Genomic DNA, 18,224 nt, shown 5'->3' with positions numbered 1-18,224 from the left:
TTTTCCGAACCAGATTCGCGTTGTCGCTTCTGTAGAGATAGCCGATAATAAGGTCTGCAGGCGCGGGAGGAGGAAGAGGTTGACTATGGCGTTTCCCAGAGCACGATCCCCGCGCCCCTTCTGTTGGGGCCTGCTTGGGGTCCTCATCGCCGCATCGCCCGCATTATCGGCGGTCGACGACGCGCCAATTGCTTCAACGCAGGCCGAGCCGGCACAAGCGGAGAAGCGGTCGGACTCGCTCGAACAACTTGACGCCCGCCTACGCAAGCTAGCGCCCCAAGACGAGCGCGTGGCCCGATTGCTGGATGCGGTCGACGCGGGGGACCCTCCAAGCACGATCGAGACCGTCCTTAGCGGCGATCCGCTGGTGGGGGCGCCAAGGAGCGATATCGCTCTGCGGGTTGCTGCGGAGCACCTCGCCGCCCGTCGGTACGAAGAGTGCTTGGCGTGGCTCGAGGTTGCTGATCCGGCCGAATCGAACTCACCCGAGCTGTACTGGCACTACGCGGCCGTGGCGAACCATCAACTCGTCCGCATGCCCCAGGCGGGGGACGCCGCGGACGCCCTGCTCGCTCTGCGACGCACCACCAGTCGGCGCGTGCGTGAACTCGCCGAGCTGATCCAACGCGATGCACAGGCCCACAAAGATGGGACGCTCACGCACATCACGCATCAAATGAACGACGTTAGCCGGAGGCTCAGCCTTGGCCAGGCGGGTGAGCCTAATCAGACGCTTCAGCAGCAGGTCATCGATTCCCTCGACAAGATGATCGACGAGATCGAGCAGCAGCGAAAAGAGCAACAGCAGCAGCAACAACAGCAACAGATCGCGCAAGGGGGCCGCGGGGGATCTGCTCAGCCCATGCAGGACAGCCGCCCTGCCGATTTGAAGGGCGCCGGCGAGGTTGATGATCGAGACCTTCCGTCGGGCGGTGAATGGGGATCCCTGCCGCCGGCCGAGCGTGAGCGAGTCGCGCAGCAGATCGTCCGGGACTTCCCGGCGCATTACCGCGAGGTTATCGAAGACTACTTCCGCTCGCTCGCCACCGCACCAGAGCAGGAGGGCGAGCGTTGAGCCGGTTCACTACGACGGGCAGGCGGACCGCAGCGTTGGCCGTGCTTGCTTGGTTCCCGCTGGCGGTTGCGGCAGGGGCAGGCCCTGACGGCGCGCTCTTGACCCTAGGTGGTCAGCAGTTCGAAGGCGAACTGCTGACGCTCACTCCAGATACGGTTGAGCTGCGCACCGCTTCCTCGACTCGCAGCATTCCGGTCGACGATGCCCACTGGCTTCGGTTTTCAGTCTCTCAGAATTCGCTCGCGGACGAGGGCATCGGATGCATCGAACTCGTCAACGGTTCGCGTCTACCTACCGCAGGAGTGACGCTCGCTAACGGCGAGGTCACCGCAGCCCTGACCCCACCGCTGTCCACCCAAGGCGGGCAGCCGCTTCGAACTGACTTTGAGCAGGTGGCCTCGATCGTTTTTCAGGTGGGATCGCCAGACCTGCGTGAGCAGTGGGGACGCATCCGCCAGACCGATGCGACCGCCGACCTAATTGTTGTAAAACGCCGCGACGGCGCAACGCTCGATTCAGTGGAGGGGATCGTCACCGCAATCTCCGACGAGTCGGTTGCTGTCGACCTGGATGGCGAGTTGATCAGCGTCGACCGCAGACGCGTGTATGGCGTGGTCTGCTTCCGACCCCAAGCCCAGGAAGACCCGCGGCTGGTCCGTGTGATCGCGAGGCGGGGCGAGCTGCACGCCACCCGCGTTGAACTGCGCGAAACGCGGCTGCGTGTTGAACTCCCTGAAGGCGCCGAACTGTCGGCCCCGATCGACGAAGTGGACGCGATCGACTACTCACGTGGTGGGGTTCGTTCCCTGAGTGACCTGGAGCCCATGTCGGCTGAGTGGACGCCGTTCTTCCAGCCGCCAGGCGACCTCGGCCTGCTGGAGGAATGGGGCCGCGTGCGTCGCGACAGCTCGTACTCCGGGAAGCCGATCACACTGCGTGGCCCCAACGGCGATCTCCTCACGTTCGCCAAGGGGATCGCTATCCGCAGCCGTGGGGAGGTCTCCTACGCCGTACCGGCGGGGTTCTCGTGGCTCCGTGCAACCGCGGGCCTCGACCCGGCGCCCCGCGTCCGCAGCAACGCGGTGCTGAAAGTCCTGGCCGATGGGCGGGAGGTATTCACGCAGGGATTTCGATCGGGCGATCCGCCGATTGAACTCCAGCTACCTATAGCGGGCGTAGGGGCGGTGACGCTTGTGGTTGACTACGGCGGCAACGCCGACGCCGGAGACAACCTCCACCTCGGCAACGCCCGTTTCACCAAGTAACGCTATGTGGATGAAACGCCTCCTACCGCTGGTGCTCTTCGCAACGCCTCTGCTGACGCGTGCGTCGGGGCCGGAACTGCACCCGCTACTCCTCCAGGCCGAACGCAGTCGCGTGCAGGCGGTCGACAAGGTCACGCCGGCCACGATCGCCGTGTTCGACAACAAGGGTGAGGGGGGCGGCTCGGGGGTCATCATCCGGTCTGACGGACTCGCGGTGACTAACTTCCATGTGGTCGCGCCGTGCGGGCCGTTTATGAGCTGCGGCCTGCCCGACGGAACGGTGGTTCCGGCGGTGCTGCTGGGGCTTGATCCGCCCGGAGATGTCGCGTTGATCCGCCTGCTCGATGATCGTGAGTACCCGGTTGCCGAGATCGGCGACAGCGACTCCGCGGCCGCCGGCGATGAGGTGTATGTCGTGGGCAACCCGTTCCTGTTGGCTGAGGACCTGCAGCCAACAGTGACGCACGGCGTGCTTTCCGGAGTGCACCGCTACCAGTACCCGGCCGACACCATCCTCGAGTACGCGGACTGCTTGCAGACCGACGCCGCCATCAACCCAGGAAACTCAGGGGGGCCGCTGTACAACGCACGCGGCCAGCTGATCGGCGTCAACGGTCGGGCGTCGTTTGAGAAACGCGGACGCGTGAACGTGGGCGTGGGGTACGCGATCTCCATCAACCAGGTGATGCGGTTCGTTTCTGCTCTGGAGAGCGGCCGGGTGGTCGACCACGCCAGGCTGGGGCTGACGGTGCGGACCCTCGGCCGGAGACGCGTCGTGATCGATGCGATCGACTCCGACAGCGACGCCTTCCGTCGCGGCCTACGGTACGGCGACCAGGTCCTGCGGGTTGCGGGCCGCGACGTTGGCTCCGCGAACGAAGTGCAGAACATCATCGCCACCTACCCGCCGGGCTCCAGGCTGGCGGTCCGCGTCCGGCGGCCCGGCGAAGAGCCATTCGAAGCACGGGTGCGGCTCGAGCGGGCCCACGCCCCCGGTCGACTGGAGAGCATTGTCGAGGAGCAACTCGCGAAGCTATCAGGCGACCCGCCAGTCGCACACGCCTACGAGGCTCGGCCCGGGTTCGCCAACTACCTCGTTAATCGAACGCGTCGAGATCAGATCGTGCAAGCCTGCCCGCAGCGGGTCGAGGCGGCGACCGACCAGCCGTGGAATCTGTCCGGGCGGGACGATACGAGGGGCACGGTGGTCATGCGTCTGGCGTCCGACCGGGCGAGTTTCGCGTCCGACCGGGGGGAGTATTGGATCGATCCAACCGAAGACCTGTCGGGCCAGCGGGACCCGCCGGGCTCAGGCGGGCTGCTCGCAGCGCTGTCGCTGTGGCGTACGCTGCTCACGGCGGGGCCGGACGGCCTGCAGGACTGCTATTACCTGGGACAATTGCCGCGAGGCGGTGATGAGCAGTCGATGGAGTGCATCGTCGCCAACCACAACGGGGCCAGGGCCGAGTTCTACTTTGTTCCCAAAGATCTTCGCCTTGCCCGAGTAGAGTATTTTGGCGATGACGAGTCCGACCCGTGCGTTGTGCGTTTCGAGCAGGACGCCGACGGCCCAGGCCCTGGCGCGCAGCGGGTGGTCGTGTCGGTCGGCGAATCGACCTGGCTCAACCTGCGGCAGGTCAAGCTATCGACGACGGGGGAAGCGCCATGAGGAGCCCCCTGTCGGCATGCGTGACGCTTCTGTTGGCTCTAGCCGTGCTGCGTGCTGCGCCTGCGCAGCCGCCGCCAAAGCAGGTGATAGACAGGGTCCAGCAATCCCTGGTTAAGGTGTACGGCGCTGGGGGTATTCAGGGGCTCGAGGCCTATCAGTCCGGCTTTATCGCCAGCGATCAGGGGCAGGTCGTGACCGCCGATAGCCTGGTCCTCGAGCAGGGCGAGGTCACCGTGGTGCTGGCGAGTGGCGACCGATTCTCGGGCCGGGTGGTCGGCGCCGACCCGCTGCTGCGTTTGGCGGTGGTAGAGTTCGATCCAGCCGGTGAGTCGCTCGCGGCGGTCGACCTCACCAAGCCCCGCGACGCCCGCCCGGGTGAGCCGCTGCTCGCCTTCTCCAACATGTTCAATATCGCGGCCGGCGCGGAGCCCGCCTCGGTGATGCGGACACACTTGTCCGCGGTGACGCCCCGCGAGATTGCCTTCGGGGTGGCGGCCCCACGCGGGGCCGATCGGGTCCTGGTGGTGGACTCAGTGACGAGCAACCCGGGCGCCGCCGGCGGCCTGCTAACCGACTACGAAGGACGCCCGGTCGGGGTCATCGGAAACGAGGTCCAGGGACGCGTCACGGGGGGGTGGCTCAACTACGCGATCCCCGCGTCGCAGGTCGCCGCTAGCGCGCAGCGGATTGTGCAGGGCGAGCGGCTCCGTGGCGCCGACGACGCGCCGCTCGAACCAGTGCGCCCCCTGCCCCGCTGGGGCTTCGCGCTGGTGGAGAACATCGCCGCGAGGACGCCCCCGTACGTCGAGCTGGTGCGTCCCAACTCGCCCGCCGCCGCGGCGGGGCTCCAATCCGATGACCTTGTTGTCATGGTGGAGAACCTGATCACCGCGACGGTCACCGAGTCGTTACGCGTGCTCGCGCTCCGGGGCGACGGTCCCGAGGTACGCCTCACTATTGAACGGGACGGTCAACTTGTCGAGGTTGTGCTGCCCAACGAACCTGGCGGTCGCCCGGCCAAGGAGGCGCCATGAGTCGAATCGTTGTGCTGGTGCTCTGCGCGGTCCTGGCTTCACTGCCCGCCCGCGGCGAGGCCCAGAACCTAGCAGGCGGAGGCACTCCGGCACGCAACGAGCCGTCGCTAGCCGAGCTTTACGCTGAAGCGGTCGACGCCGCGGTCGCTCAGGTAGCGCCTGCGCTGGTGCAAGCCAGGGCGATCGGCGACTTCCGCGCGCTGGGACGCGAGGCCGCGGGGACCATGACCGGGGTGCTGCTGGATCGGCGGTGGGTGATCACCAGCTCGTTTGGCTTGCAGCGGCGTCCCGACGTGCTGATCGTTACGCTGCCGGGGGGCGCCACCCGATCGGCGTCGCTGGTCAGCATCGACCACAGCCGCCAGACCGCCCTGCTCCGACTTGCCGAGGAGGCGCCCCATGCGCCGCCGCCGCTTGAGCCAAGAACCGACCCCCAGCCTGGGGAGACCGCCATCGGCGTCGGCGCCGCGTACGAGGCGAGCAGCCCCAACCTCTCGGTGGGGATCGTCAGCGCCGCCAGCCGGCGGCTGGGCCGCGCGGTGCAAACGGATGCGGCCGTCTCGCCAGCGAACTACGGCGGCCTGCTGATCGACCTGCGCGGGCGCGTGCTTGGCCTCCTGATCCCGACGGGCGAAGTCGATGGCCAGACCGGCGGCGCGGAGTGGTACGACTCGGGGATTGGCTTTGCAGCGCCGCTCGAGGCGGTGCTCGCTCGGATCCCAAGGATGCAGTCGGGCGAAGACATCTACCGAGGTCGGGCCGGTCTCGCGCTAACCGCTGGGCACGAATTCCTCGAGCCGCCAACGATCCGCACGCTGCTCCCAGGCGGTCCGGCGGACGCAGCCGGCCTCCAGAAAGGGGACGTGATCACTTCGGTGGGCGGCGTTCCGGTCGCCAACCAGAAGCAGTTCCGTATCGCCATGGGGCCGCGCGACGACGGTGATGAGGTCGAGTTGGTTGCGCGGCGTGGCGACGACGAGAATACCCTTGTTGTCAAGCTGGTCGCTCCCTCGGAGCTGCCCCAGCCGAAGAAGAAACCAGCCGAGGCATTGCTAGAGGGTCTGAAAGAGCACCTCCCGCAAGCCGATTGACGCCGTTGGGAAGAACTCGTCGACGTAGCCGGCGTCGGCAAGAGCTCGGGCATTGGCGCCCGTGACCGGCGGCGGAGCCGACTTCAAGAGCACCAGGCCCGCGTCGAGCAGCCCGGCGATCCTTGCCGCGATCGAATCGCTGGTGACCTCCCAGCCGATCGGCAGGTGAGTTCCTGGCAGGCGGGGTTCCAACTCGCGCAGAAAGTCGCTGACCAGCAGGAAGTCGGTGCCCGTCCGCTCGGCAAAGGGCGAATCGACTAGAGGGACGTCCAGCTGCTGTCCGAGCGACCGACTGTTGTGATCCATCGCCACGATCGCTTCCCAGTGCGCGTCGATGCTGCCTATCTCGCCAGCGACCCACCGCTCTCGCAACTGATCGACCAGCATTCCTCCGCCTGCGATCAGGAGGAGGTCATTGGTTGCACACGCATCGCCGACCCACCGCTTGAGCCGGCTGGCAGCGCTGGCGTCGCGGAGCAGGCTGCCGCCGACTTTGACGACGTGAACGGGCTTGTTCAAGTCGGCTCCGTGCGTTCGGCGAGGAAAGCGACCGCCCACGCCGGCGCGCAAACGCTCTGCGCGTCGCCGATTAGTGCGGAGAGTGAAAGCAGAGGGGTATCGGGAGCAACTTTCTCCGAAGCGGAGCGAGCGAGCCACTCACCGGCGCCCGACGTGATGACCTGTTGGGTCAATCCATGATCCTCCAGCAATCGCCGCGAAAGGCAGTCGGCGAGGTGCTGCTCCAAGGCATGCACAACGCGGGACGCCACCGCCGTTATCTCGTCGGGTGAAAGCTCCGAGGCGTCGGCGCAGACCATTCTGGCCAGGCGTGCGGCGGAAAACGCCCGCGTGGCGGGGCGGCCGTCTGCCGTTTCGCAGTCGGCCGACTCCTCGGCACGCCCAAGCAAGCGGGCCGCGTCGGCGACGGTGGCGAACAGTTCTGCGGCCACAGGGCACTCGTGCCCCTGCAGCGGAAGCGACCGCACCACCGCGCAGACCGGGGTACGGCCAACGCCCTGGTAGAGCAACTCGCCGGCCAGCAGCCGGTCGGTGTCGGTGATCGACTGCGTGGTCGGTCCCTCTCGGTCGAACCGCACGACATCAGTCGTCGTCGAGCCGACATCGATCAGCACGCCGGGGGCCCCCACGAAGTTGCCGCACGCGGCCGCCAGAGCATGCCAGTTGGAGGCGGCGACGCCCACACAGTCGGCTTTCGCCTTGGCGGCGTCGACGAAGGCGCCGATTCGCAGGTTGTAGTACTGCGCCACTCGACCGCCCGCGGCCTGCTCAACCGCGTCGATGATCGCCCGGACGCCCTCCGGTTTGCTGGCGAAGCAGTCAGCCAACTCACCGGTCATTGTCACGGCCAGGCGTTCCGACCGGGGAGATGCGTCCACTAGCTGCCGGACGGCGTCGCCGAGCGACTCCGGCTGCCGCCACAGTGGGAACGCGACCTGCTTGGCGTAGCCGCTGGTGTTCGCGGCCTTAAGGTTCGCGCCGCCGATGTCGAGGCCAAGCCACGCGCCTGCCGTGCTCATGGCTCCACGTAGCTCACGATGCCGTCCGGATCGAAAATGATGGCCCGCTGGTCGAAATCGAGCTGAACCGGCTCGCCCCGGGCGCTGTCGAGCATCGCCTGGGCGAGGCTGCTCGTGGCTGCGAATCGGAGTCCCGCGTACGAGGTGGTGAGTCGGGGGTTGATCTCGATCACGTGGTCCTCGACGCCAGACGGATCGGCGCCGAGCACAATGTCCAGACCCACATAGCCACGCGTCTTGGGCATCGCGGCGATCGCTTGCAGGCTGATCGCCTCGGCCCGTTCCGCGAGGCCGGGGTCGAGGGGCGCCGATCCGCCTAGATAGCGGAACCGGCCGTCGGCCGACAGGCGTTGCCGGCACGGCATGAGCGGCGTCGGCCCCGCGTCCGAAAGAAGCACCGCGACGCTGGCCGCCATGCCAGAGACAAACGGCTCCAGCCGCTGAGCCCACGCGTAGTCGGGCGGGTGCTCGCTGCTGTCGTACATCAGGTAGGTGTCTTCCGAGCCGGCGCCGTCGATCGGCTTCAGCACCGCGGGGTACGGGTGGTTGGACGGCAGCAGGGCGCCCTCGTCTACGGTCACGCCGCCCGGCACCCTGACGCCGGCGGCCGCCAGCAGGTCGGCGGTGCGGCCCTTGTCGCCGGCGATCTCGATAAAAGCGCTTCCCGGCGAAATCAGGCGGGCGCCGGCCTGCTCGGCGTGTTGGCACAGCCGCAGCAGGCTGCCGTCGGTCTCCGGGGCGATCAGCAGCACCGCGTCGGCTTCGTGGAACTGCTGCTCCAGCAGCTCGTCCCGTTCGCCGGGGCTGTCTACCGTTTGGATCCGGCAGCCCTTGGCGGCCAGCCCCATCGCGCGGTTGTCCCTCAGCAGCAGCACCTCGGCGCCCGGCAGGCAGGCAAAGTCCTCCGCCACCGCCTTGGCCATCGAGCTACCCTCGCGCAGCAGCGAGGGGGGAAGCGGTCCGTCGTGCTCCAGCAGCCCGCCGCCGGAGACCCATTCGTAGACCAGCACCTGCACTAGGCATCCCGGATTGTTGAGCGGACCTTATCGGCGTCGGTCCTGACGCGCCGACCCACGCGTGTGCCTGCGGATCAATTTCGGTCTTAGAAGATGCCGAGCTGATCCCGCGCGTCCTCGGTCATCCGGTCCGGCGACCAGGCGGGCTCCATCACGAGTTTGATGTCGACCTCGCCCACGCCCTCGACGCCGGCCACCGCGTCCTTGGACTGGCTGAGGATCTGCGGCGCCGCCGGGCAGGCGGGGCTGGTCATGGTCATATCGATCGCGACGTCCGACTTGCCGCTTTCGGCCTCGGTGATCGTGACCTCGTAGATCAGGCCGAGGTCAACGATGTTGACAAACAGCTCGGGGTCGATGACCTGCTTGAGCGATTCCCGGACGGCGTCTTCGGCGATAGGCATGGGAGGGCGGTTGACCTGGCAAGAGGTGGGCGGGGGCCGCGGCGGCGGCCCCAAAGTTTGCGAGTGACTCTCCGGTATATTATCGTGTTATCCGATCTGGCGGTCCACCCACAAGCACACCGACTGCGAGCTAGAACACCATGAAGGCGGCGCTCCTGTACGCAATTCTCACCGCCCTGGCGGCCGCGCCCACCTGGGCCCAGACAGGCCGCGTGCTGGACGATCTGTCGCTTGAGAGCGAGATCCTCGGCGAAACCCGCAAGTACGCCGTCTACCTCCCCCCGGACTACGACAGCTCCGAGCGGAGCTACCCGGTGCTGTACCTGCTGCACGGCGCCGGCGACGACCAGTCCGGCTGGGTCCAGTTTGGCGAGGTCCTGCACCTCGCCGACCGTGAGATCAACGCCGGCCGCGTGACGCCGATGGTGATCGTGATGCCCAACGCCAACGAGACCCACCGCGGCTACACCAACCACATCAGCGAGGACTTCCGCTACGAGGACTTCTTCATCGAGGAGCTGATGCCGCACGTGGAGTCCAAGTACCGCATCCGGCGGCAAAAACGCTACCGTGCCGTGGCCGGGCTCTCGATGGGCGGCAATGGCAGCTTTATCTACGCGCTGCGTCACCCGGAGCTGTTTGCTTCCGCGTGCCCGCTGAGCGCGTACGCCGGGCCGCTCTCCATCGACGAGCTCAAGCAGCGGCGCGGAGGGTCCGAGGCCTCGCCCGAGCAGATCGAGGAGCACTTCAAGAAGTACTCCATCCTGGAGCTGATCAAGAACATGCCCGACGAACAGCGCAACGCCGTCCGCTGGTACATCGACTGCGGCGACGACGACTTCCTCTACGAGGGCAACTCGCTCGTGCACATCGAGATGCGGAAGCGGAACATCCCGCACGAGTACCGCGTGCGCGACGGCGGCCACCGCTGGAGCTACTGGCGGTCGGCGCTGCCAGAGGTGCTGGCGTTCGTCACCGAAGGTTTTCATCAGAACTGAGGACGGGGCGTCACTCAGCTAACAGCCGCACGTGCGTCGGCGCGTCGCGGTCGCAGGTGAGCCAGCCGTCGCGTTCGTGCAGCTCCACCACCTGGATTGAGCTGCGGCGTTGCTCGGCCGTGTCCTTCCGGGCGTCCGGGCCGCGGCGGCCGGGGTGGGTGAAGTAGAACATGAACGCGCGGTCGCCGCTCACCACGACGTCCGGGTGCTGACCGATGACCTGGTCGTCCTCGCCGACGCCCGGCTCGGCCAGCAGCGGCGTCGGCTGCTGCTCCCAGTTGTCGGCGTCGTCGGAGCGGAACACGCCGATGCCCCGCCACAGGTCCATCACCAGCCAGTACTTGCCCCGCCACCGGAACACCTTGGGCCCTTCGCCCCGCTGGCCGATGGCCTTGCCGCGGTCGGTCCACTCGGTCAGGTCGTCGCTGCTGGCCTGCCAGATCGATTTGCCGTCGCGCTCGTTGTTGTACCACAGGCGCCACTTGCCGCTGGGCGTCTGCAGCACGGTGGCGTCGATGACCTTCTCGTTGGCCAGCGGCAGCGGCTTGGCGTCGGTCCAGTGGAGGAGGTCGTCGCTGCGCAGCTCGACGATCCGCCGCGGGTGCGACCAGTCGGCGAACACGCCGGGCACCACCGTCAGGTACATCCGCCACTGCCCCTCGGCGACGCGCGTCACCTCGGGCGCCCAGAACGTTGGCTCCCCGCTGGCGATCTCGACCGGCACGTCGATCTCGGCGGCGCCGACATAGGACCAGGTCGCGCCCCCGTCGGCGGACTCGGCGATGCCGATCTTCGTCCCGTGCACCCACTCCACGCCGCGCAGCCCTTCAGCCGTGGCGCGGCGGTTGGTGTAGAACATCCACCACTTGCCCGTCTCTGGGTTGAAAACGAGCGACGGGTCCGCGGCGCCATCGAACACCGGGTCGCGGAAGAGCGGCTTGTCGGCGACCTTGCCGGCAGCATCGTCCGCTGCCGCAGCGGGCCAGCATGCCAGGACAAGGCACAGCCCAACAAACCCCCGCTTCGCCAAGTTGATTAGATTCTTGAACATGGTCTATCTGTCAGCGGCCAGAGGATGTGTTGAGCAGAGGTTCGCCGTCAGCGGCGCCGCAGGGGTATTGTCCGATTGTTTTGTCCAAAAGCACGCGCGAAGGGGACAAAACTCGGGGTGCACCACTGCCTGGTTTGGTCGCAAGTGTTGTATTTGTATAGCGTTGCGCGAATCGCCTCTGGCGGGGCCGCGGGGGTTTTGTCCGATCAGGCCAGGTGGTTGGGACACCACCGTAGCCGTTGAATGATTCTCTCAGCGCTCGCACCAGCGCTGACGACCCACGAGTGACTTTAGGGGCACAAGAGCAGCGCCTCCATTAGATCGCGCGGCGCGGCCGTTTTCCACAACAAACGCTGGCCGCCGGCAGACGGGGGGCGGGAGTACGCGATCTCCCGGCTGGCCTGGGGGCGTCAGTCGGAGAGCCTGACCAGCACCTGCCCATCCTCGACCTTCACCTCGTGGGCGACGGTCGGTTTGGTGGCGGGCATGGTCAGAGCGGCGCCGCTCTTGAGGTCGAATTTGGCGCCGTGGCGGGGGCAGGCGATGGTCTTCGCCTCGGCGTCGATCGGCCCGTCGGACAGCGGGCCGCCGTCGTGCGTGCAGACGTCGTCGATGGCGTAGAAGTGGCCCGCGGCGTGGATCAGCGCCACCGCGCGGTCGTCGACCTCCACCAGCGTCGACGAGGGGTCCGGGAACTCGTCGACCGAGCCAACCGAGTGGAAACTCATCGCGGCGCCTACTGGTTGCTGAGGTCTTGGACGCGCTGGCCGATCGCCTCGCCGAGCGCCTCGCGGACGCTCTCGATGGTGATGCGGTCGAAGATCTGCTGGAAGAAGCCGCTGACGATCATCCGCACGGCCTCCTTGCGGGTGTAGCCGCGGGTCATGGCGTAGAAGATCTGCGACTCGTCGACCTTGCCCGACGTGCTGCCGTGCGTGCAGCGGACGTCGTCGGCCTCGATCTCCAGGCCGGGGATCGAGTCGGCGCGGGAGTGCTCGGACAGCATCAGGTTGTCGTTGCGCTGGTAGGCGTCGGTCCGCTGGGCCGGCTTGTCGACCTTGATCATGCCCCGCCACACGGTGCGGGACTTGTCCTGCAGGGCGGTCTTGTACAGCAGGTCGCTGCGGCAGTAGGGCGCCTCGTGGTGCTGGTGCGTGTTGTAGGTCAGGTGCTGGCGGCCCTGGGTGAACATGGCGCCGTTGACCTGCGCCTCGGCGTCGGAGCCCTCGAGGGCCACGTGCTGGTTCACCTTGGCGAGCTTGGCGCCCAGCGCGCCGATGGTCCATTGCAGCTGGCCCTGCTTGCCGACCACCGCCTTCTGGTGGGCGAAGTGCCAGACCTTGTTGTTCCAGTTCTGCAGGTTGACGTACCGCAGCTTGGCGCCGGCGCCGACGATCAGCTCGATCGCGCCGCAGTGCAGCCCGGCGGCGTCGGGCGAGGCGCTGGCGGTCTCGGCCAGCAGGGTCGCCTCGGCGCCGTCCTCCAGCACGACCAGCGTGCGGGAGAGGTCGGCCGACTTCTCGGCGCCCAGCACCGACAACGCGTGCAGCGGCTCTTCAATCGCCACGCCCTTGGGAACGTACAGCACGGCGCCGCAGGTCCAGAACGCCGCGTTGAGCATCGCGAAGCGGTCGTACTTCGGGCAGACGATGTCCCGCTCGATCGCCGGGCGGAGCTTGTCGCCGTGCTCGGCGATCATCCGCTGCATCCCGCCGAACAGCACGCCCTTGGCCGCCAGCGAGTCCGAGAGCTCCTCGCTGACGAGGTCGCCGTCGACCGACTGCACGTGGCCGCCCAAGTCAACGCCCTGGGTCAGCAGGCCCGGGTTGGCGGGGCTGGAGGCCGGATCGGCCGGCTTGGCGAACTGGTCGAGCTTGAACAGCCGGATGTCGGTCCGCATCCACTCCTCGTCCTTCGACGAGGGCCACGGCGTGTCGCAAAACGCCTGGAAGGCGTCGCGGCGGCGGTCGGTCATCCAGCCCGGCTCGTCGAGCCCGGCGAGCAGCTCATCGAAGGCTGCCTGGTCGTATCCCTGGGAAGAAAGCGTAGCGGTCATGCTGGCGTTTGTTTGATTGCTGGCGTGTGTGTGGTTGAGATCCGGCTTAGCCGACGCTGCCTTCCATCTGCAGCTCGATCAGGCGGTTCATCTCCACGGCGTATTCCATGGGCAGCTCCTTGATCAGCGGCTCGATGAACCCGCTGACAATCATGCTGCTGGCCTCGGCCTCGGTCAGGCCGCGGCTCATGAGGTAGAACAGCTGCTCCTCGCCGATCCGCGAGACGCTGGCCTCGTGCTCGATCTGGACCTGCTGCTCCTCGACCTCGATGTAGGGGTAGGTGTCGCTGCGGCTCTGGGGGTCGAGGATCAGCGCGTCGCACACCACGTTGCTCTTGGCGTTGGTGGCGCCGTCCTCCACCTTGCACAGGCCGCGGTAGCTGCTGCGGCCGCCGTTCTTGCTGATGCTCTTGCTGATGATGCGGCCCGACGTGTCCGGGGCGCAGTGCACCAGCTTGGCGCCGGCGTCCTGGTGCTGGCCCTTCGACGCGAACGCGATCGAGAGGATCTCGCCCCTCGCGCCCGGCTCCATCATGTACACGGCCGGGTACTTCATGGTGAGCTGGCTGCCCAGGTTGCCGTCGATCCACTCCATCAGGGCGTCCTGGTAGGCCATGGCCCGCTTGGTCACCAGGTTGTAGATGTTGTTGGCCCAGTTCTGGATGGTGGTGTAGCGGCAGCGGCCGTTCTTCTTGACGATGATCTCCACCACGGCCGAGTGCAGGCTCTCGGTCGAGTACATCGGCGCGGTGCAGCCCTCCACGTAGTGGATCTCGGCGCCCTCGTCGACGATGATCAGCGTCCGCTCGAACTGGCCCATGCTCTCCGCGTTGATGCGGAAGTAGGCCTGCAGCGGGAAGTCGATCTTCACGCCCGGCGGCACGTAGATGAACGAGCCGCCCGACCAGACCGCCGAGTTGAGCGCGGCGAACTTGTTGTCCTCCGGTGGGATGATCTTGCCGAAGTACTCGCGGAGCAGCTCGGGGTGCTCCTTCACGGCGGTGTCGGTGTCGGTGAAGATCACGCCCTTCTTGGCGAGGTCCTCGTGCAGCGAACCGTACACCACCTCGCTCTCGAACTGGGCTTTCACGCCGGCCAGGAACTTCCGCTCGGCCTCGGGGATGCCCAGCTTGTCGAAGGTGTCCTTGATCTCCTGGGGGACGTCCTCCCAGGTCTTGCCCTGGCCCTCGGTCGGCTTGAGGTAGTAGTAGACGTCATCGAACTTGATGTTGATGTCGCCGCCCCACTCGGGCATCGGCTTCGACTCGAAGATCTCCAGCGAGCGGAGCCGGAACTCGCGCATCCAGTCCGGCTCGCCCTTCATCTCGGAGATCTGCTCTACCACCTCGCGGTTCAGTCCCTTGCGGGCCTTGAACACGCCGGTCGTCTGGGTGACGAAGTCGTACTTGTTGATCTCGCCGACGGTGTCCTTCGGCGCTTCCTTGAACGGGAGGGTTTCGGTAGCCATTTCGATCACCTTATGCGGCGCGGATCCGCGCCAGAGTCACTTAGGTTGGTGTACGGGCGGGTCGGCGTGCTAGACGGCGGCCGCTTCTTCATCCTGCATCTCGGCCTCGACCTTCGCCTCGACCGGGTGGTCGGCGCGGATGCGGTCGTAGCCGTCGGTGTACAGCTCGCGGGCCAGCTCCTCGCCGCCGGTCTCGACGATGCGGCCGCCCAGCATCACGTGGGTGAAGTTGGGGGTGTTCTGCTCCAGCAGCTTGTCGTGGTGGGTGATGATGAGGATGCCCATCTCCGCCCCGCCGATCTCCGCGATCGACTGGCTGGCCAGCTTCACCGCGTCGACGTCCAGGCCGGAGTCGGTCTCGTCGAGGATGGCGAACTTCGGCCGCAGCATGGCGAGCTGCAGGATCTCGGCCCGCTTCATCTCGCCGCCGGAGAAGCCGTCGTTCACGTAGCGGCGGGCGAACTCCGTGTCCATCCGCAGCTGGCCCATCTTCTCCTTCAGCTCCTTGCGGAACTCACGCATCGGGATCAGGTCCTCGCCCTCCTTGCGGCCTGGGTTGCGGACGTTGGTCGCGGCGTGGCGGAGGAAGTCGGCCAGCTTGACGCCGGGGATCGCCATCGGACGCTGGAACGCCATGAAGATGCCCGCGCGGGCACGCTCGCTGGCGTCCATGTCGAGGACGTCCTCGCCGTTGATCTCGATCGAGCCGCCGGTCACCTCGTACGACGGGTGGCCCATGATGGCGTTGCCCAGCGTGCTCTTGCCGCTGCCGTTGGGCCCCATCAGGGCGTGGGTCTCGCCGCGGTTGATGGTGAGGTTGACGCCGTTGAGGATCGGCTTGCCCTCGACGCTGACGTGCAGGTCCTTGATTACTAGCGATTCGGTCATTGCTTTTCGGTAACTGAAGCTTGGTTGGGGGTGTGCGGTAGCTGCCGGCCAGGCCGGCTTACGTGGGCCGCCGGCCGGCTAGGTTTGGGCGGGCAGCGAGTTGGCGGGGGCGTCGGCGTGCTTGGCGTCCGCCTTGGTGGGCTCGAACGAACAGCAGGAGCCGCCGTCCAGCCGGCATTCGGCAAGCCGGACGGTTTCGCCGAGCGCTTCGGAGATCATCAGGCGTTCCATCGCGCAGACGCTGCGGTCGTGCTCGGCCAGACCCGGGTACGGGCAGGCCAACGCGGTGAGCACGGGCAGCCCGCCCGACTCGTCGACCTCGAAGGGGACCTCCTTCTGGTCCATCAGCTCGCTGAGCGCCCTCATCTTCTCGGCCAGGGCGCCGTTGCCGAGCTGCTCTGCGTAGCCTTCGGCCAAGCGGTTTGCGAGCCGCTTCAGCAGGCCGCGGCGGACTTCGATGTCCTCAATCCGGCGGATCTCTTCCCACAGAACCTCGACGAGGTCGCTGAAGTTGTCGCCGGTGAGCTGCTCGCCTTGGGGGCTGAGCGAGTAGCGGTAGCTGGGGCGACCGCGTGGCTGCTTCTCGACCACCCGGTCAACGACGCCTTTGTCCATCAAGCGGGAGAGGCGCTGCCGGACTGCGGTGCGGGTAACCCCAAGAAACTGCTCCAGGTCGCCAATGCTCGCGGATTTGACGCGTCGCAGGTGATCGAGCAGGTCGCGGTCGGTGGTGTCTGGGGCGATAGCGGCCATGGTTGCCTCAATCGTATCGGTTTAGGCATTTTTGGCAACCGGATGTTTCTAAAATTGCCAGAATCACGCCCTCTGCGACGTAACCCTTTAATTGGTCTTGCTTTATCGTTGCATGTCAGCAGAATTGGGCCCTAGCAGGCACATGCAAGCTTCCGGGGCACCCAATCGGTGTAACGCACCGATTCGCCATCCGTACGAGGAAGCGTCCCTGCTGGCAGCGTTGCCGACCTACGACCGCAAGCCCCCCAGCACCCCAAGGACCACGCGATGCCGTTTGTCCCCACCTCTGACATAAGCAAGATCCTCCTGAGCCTGCTGCTAGCAGCGGCGGCGATCGGACTGCCGACAGCAGCCTACGGTCAGGACGGGGGCGACGACTCCGACGCCCTGGAGGCGGTTGAGGAGGCGGCGGGCGAGGCTGAAGAGGCGGCCGAGGACTGGATGGAGGAGGTGGACGACTGGTTCGGGCGGATTGTCGTCGCCCCGATGGTGGCCGTGTTGTTCTACAACCTCGGTCCCTACTTCGGGATCGAGGCCGGCGTTCCGGCGGTCGTGGTGTGGCTGGCGGTGGGCGCCGTGTTCCTGACATTCCGCATGGGCTTTATCAACTTCCGCGCCTTCTGGCACGCCATCCGGGTCACCAAGGGTGACTACGACGACGACGACCACGACGGCGAGGTGTCTCACTTCCAGGCTCTCTCCAGCGCGTTGTCCGCTACGGTCGGGCTCGGGAACATTGGCAGCGTGGCGGTAGCGGTAGGTATCGGCGGGCCGGGCGCCATCTTCTGGATGGTCATGTGCGGCCTGTTCGGCATGACCAGCAAGTTCACCGAGTGCTCGCTCGGCCAGATGTACCGGCGGGTCGATCCCGACGGGCACGTTTCCGGCGGCCCAATGCGTTACCTGTCGGCCGGGCTCCGTGAGATGGGGCTGGGACCCCTCGGGGCGTTTCTCGCGGTGCTGTTCGCCGTGCTGTGCATCGGCGCCTCATTCGGCGGCGGCTGCGCGTTCCAGGTCTCGCAGTCTCGGCTGGCGGTCAACGAAGCGGTGACCGGCATGTTCGGCGTCGCGCCGGAAACGCTCGACGACCTCCGCTGGGTCTACGGCCTGGTGATGGCGGCCCTGGTGGGCATCGTGATCATCGGCGGCATCCGCCGCATCGCCGCGACAGCGGAGAAGATTGTGCCGCTGATGTGCGCGGTCTACGTCACGACCGCGCTGGTGATCCTCGGCATGAACGCCGATCAGATCGGCGCGGCGTTCGGAGAAATCTTCCAGCAGGCCTGGGCGAAGGATAGCATCTACGGCGGCGCCATCGGGGCCGCGATGCTCGGCATCAAGCGGGCGGCCTTCTCCAACGAGGCGGGCGTCGGCTCCGCCGCCATCGCGCACTCGGCGGCCCGCACCAACTACCCCGTCCGCGAAGGCATTGTCGCGTTGCTGGAGCCGTTTATCGACACGGTCGTGATCTGCACGATCACTGGGCTGGTGATCGTGGTGAGCGGTGTGGCGATCGACCCGGCCAACGCCGAGATCGTCAAGGCCGAGGAGGGCGCCACCATCACCAGCCTGGCTTTCGGGTCGGCCGTTGAGTGGTTCCCCTATGTTCTGGCGATCGCGGTGATCCTGTTCGCGTACTCGACGATGATTTCCTGGTCGTACTACGGCGAACGGTGTGCCACGTACCTGTTGGGGCCCAAGGCGTCGATGCCGTACCGGCTGGTGTTCCTCGTCGCGGTGTTCTTCGGCGCCGTGATCGACGCGAAGAACGTACTCACCTTCAGCGACCTGATGATCCTCTCGATGGCCATCCCGAACATGATCGGCTTGTACCTGATGAGCGGAAAGGTGAAGCGGTCGCTGAACGAGTACTGGGCCAAGTACAAGCACGGCGACTTCGGGCAGAGCGCGGCGTAGG

General features: G+C 66.7%; 17 protein-coding genes. 7 read left to right on the top strand and 10 right to left on the bottom strand.

Going from position 1 to position 18,224, the window contains the following annotated elements; translation table 11 throughout:
* Window positions 1–85 precede the first annotated feature (85 nt).
* Genes KOR34_RS02265 through KOR34_RS02245 form a run of 5 tightly spaced genes read left to right on the top strand, consistent with a single transcriptional unit; the run spans window position 86 to window position 6,134 of the window.
* On the top strand, window positions 86–1,075 hold the full coding sequence (locus tag KOR34_RS02265; protein ID WP_146561837.1) for a hypothetical protein: 990 nt from the start codon (window positions 86–88) through the stop codon (window positions 1,073–1,075).
* Window positions 1,072–2,340 carry an NPCBM/NEW2 domain-containing protein gene (locus KOR34_RS02260; protein WP_146561835.1) on the top strand — a complete coding sequence of 423 codons (1,269 nt, stop codon included), beginning with the start codon at window positions 1,072–1,074 and terminating at the stop codon, window positions 2,338–2,340. Before KOR34_RS02265 ends, KOR34_RS02260 begins: the two co-directional genes overlap by 4 nt.
* A 10-nt stretch (window positions 2,341–2,350) precedes the next feature.
* A complete protein-coding gene (locus tag KOR34_RS02255; RefSeq protein WP_197531071.1) occupies window positions 2,351–4,009 on the top strand; it encodes a S1C family serine protease in 1,659 nt (552 codons plus the stop codon).
* Window positions 4,006–5,043, top strand: coding sequence for a S1C family serine protease (locus KOR34_RS02250; RefSeq protein ID WP_146561831.1), 1,038 nt, complete (start codon window positions 4,006–4,008; stop codon window positions 5,041–5,043). The genes KOR34_RS02255 and KOR34_RS02250 overlap by 4 nt, the downstream gene beginning before the upstream one ends.
* On the top strand, window positions 5,040–6,134 hold the full coding sequence (locus KOR34_RS02245; RefSeq protein WP_146561829.1) for a S1C family serine protease: 1,095 nt from the start codon (window positions 5,040–5,042) through the stop codon (window positions 6,132–6,134). The genes KOR34_RS02250 and KOR34_RS02245 overlap by 4 nt, the downstream gene beginning before the upstream one ends.
* On the opposite strand, the gene KOR34_RS02240 is transcribed toward KOR34_RS02245, so the two are convergent.
* The 4 genes from KOR34_RS02240 to KOR34_RS02225 all read right to left on the bottom strand — a co-directional run bounded on the left by KOR34_RS02240 (window position 6,096) and on the right by KOR34_RS02225 (window position 9,092).
* Entirely contained in the window at window positions 6,096–6,653 is a 558-nt protein-coding gene (locus KOR34_RS02240; protein WP_146561827.1) for an amino acid kinase family protein, read from the bottom strand. The two genes, KOR34_RS02245 and KOR34_RS02240, sit on opposite strands and share 39 nt — an antisense overlap.
* Window positions 6,650–7,672: a hydantoinase/oxoprolinase family protein gene (locus KOR34_RS02235; RefSeq protein ID WP_146561826.1), complete on the bottom strand. Its 1,023-nt coding sequence runs from the start codon at window positions 7,670–7,672 to the stop codon at window positions 6,650–6,652. The genes KOR34_RS02240 and KOR34_RS02235 overlap by 4 nt, the downstream gene beginning before the upstream one ends.
* The gene (locus KOR34_RS02230; protein ID WP_146561824.1) at window positions 7,669–8,688 is read right to left on the bottom strand and encodes an ATP-grasp domain-containing protein; all 1,020 of its coding nucleotides are present in this window, start codon (window positions 8,686–8,688) and stop codon (window positions 7,669–7,671) included. The genes KOR34_RS02235 and KOR34_RS02230 overlap by 4 nt, the downstream gene beginning before the upstream one ends.
* A gap of 86 nt (window positions 8,689–8,774) precedes the next feature.
* Window positions 8,775–9,092: a metal-sulfur cluster assembly factor gene (locus KOR34_RS02225; protein ID WP_146561822.1), complete on the bottom strand. Its 318-nt coding sequence runs from the start codon at window positions 9,090–9,092 to the stop codon at window positions 8,775–8,777.
* Window positions 9,093–9,232: 140 nt separating this feature from the next.
* On the opposite strand from KOR34_RS02225, the gene KOR34_RS02220 reads away from it, so the two are divergent.
* The gene (locus KOR34_RS02220) at window positions 9,233–10,090 is read left to right on the top strand and encodes an alpha/beta hydrolase (protein WP_146561820.1); all 858 of its coding nucleotides are present in this window, start codon (window positions 9,233–9,235) and stop codon (window positions 10,088–10,090) included.
* 10 nt (window positions 10,091–10,100) lie between these two features.
* Here KOR34_RS02220 and KOR34_RS02215 read toward each other — a convergent pair whose 3' ends face one another.
* The 6 genes from KOR34_RS02215 to KOR34_RS02190 all read right to left on the bottom strand — a co-directional run bounded on the left by KOR34_RS02215 (window position 10,101) and on the right by KOR34_RS02190 (window position 16,306).
* The gene (locus KOR34_RS02215) at window positions 10,101–11,141 is read right to left on the bottom strand and encodes a family 43 glycosylhydrolase (RefSeq protein ID WP_146561818.1); all 1,041 of its coding nucleotides are present in this window, start codon (window positions 11,139–11,141) and stop codon (window positions 10,101–10,103) included.
* A gap of 410 nt (window positions 11,142–11,551) precedes the next feature.
* Window positions 11,552–11,869, bottom strand: a complete 318-nt coding sequence (locus tag KOR34_RS02210; RefSeq protein WP_146561816.1) for a Rieske (2Fe-2S) protein — start codon at window positions 11,867–11,869, stop codon at window positions 11,552–11,554.
* A gap of 8 nt (window positions 11,870–11,877) precedes the next feature.
* Window positions 11,878–13,197 carry a Fe-S cluster assembly protein SufD gene (gene sufD, locus KOR34_RS02205; protein WP_146561814.1) on the bottom strand — a complete coding sequence of 440 codons (1,320 nt, stop codon included), beginning with the start codon at window positions 13,195–13,197 and terminating at the stop codon, window positions 11,878–11,880.
* Window positions 13,198–13,243: 46 nt separating this feature from the next.
* Window positions 13,244–14,665 (bottom strand): Fe-S cluster assembly protein SufB, encoded by a 1,422-nt coding sequence (gene sufB / locus KOR34_RS02200; protein ID WP_146561812.1) that lies wholly within the window; start codon window positions 14,663–14,665, stop codon window positions 13,244–13,246.
* 69 nt (window positions 14,666–14,734) lie between these two features.
* The gene (gene sufC, locus KOR34_RS02195) at window positions 14,735–15,553 is read right to left on the bottom strand and encodes a Fe-S cluster assembly ATPase SufC (protein WP_146561810.1); all 819 of its coding nucleotides are present in this window, start codon (window positions 15,551–15,553) and stop codon (window positions 14,735–14,737) included.
* Window positions 15,554–15,631: 78 nt separating this feature from the next.
* On the bottom strand, window positions 15,632–16,306 hold the full coding sequence (locus KOR34_RS02190; protein WP_146561808.1) for a helix-turn-helix transcriptional regulator: 675 nt from the start codon (window positions 16,304–16,306) through the stop codon (window positions 15,632–15,634).
* Between the two features lie 267 nt (window positions 16,307–16,573).
* Here KOR34_RS02190 and KOR34_RS02185 point away from each other — a divergent pair, with 267 nt between their 5' ends.
* Window positions 16,574–18,223, top strand: a complete 1,650-nt coding sequence (locus KOR34_RS02185) for an alanine/glycine:cation symporter family protein (protein WP_146561807.1) — start codon at window positions 16,574–16,576, stop codon at window positions 18,221–18,223.
* Window position 18,224 lies beyond the last annotated feature (1 nt).

The sequence above is a fragment of the Posidoniimonas corsicana genome (genome assembly GCF_007859765.1).
Classification (GTDB): Bacteria; Planctomycetota; Planctomycetia; order Pirellulales; family Lacipirellulaceae; genus Posidoniimonas; species Posidoniimonas corsicana.
Note: the sequence above shows the minus strand (reverse complement) of the source record. Positions and strands in the feature narration are given on the sequence as shown.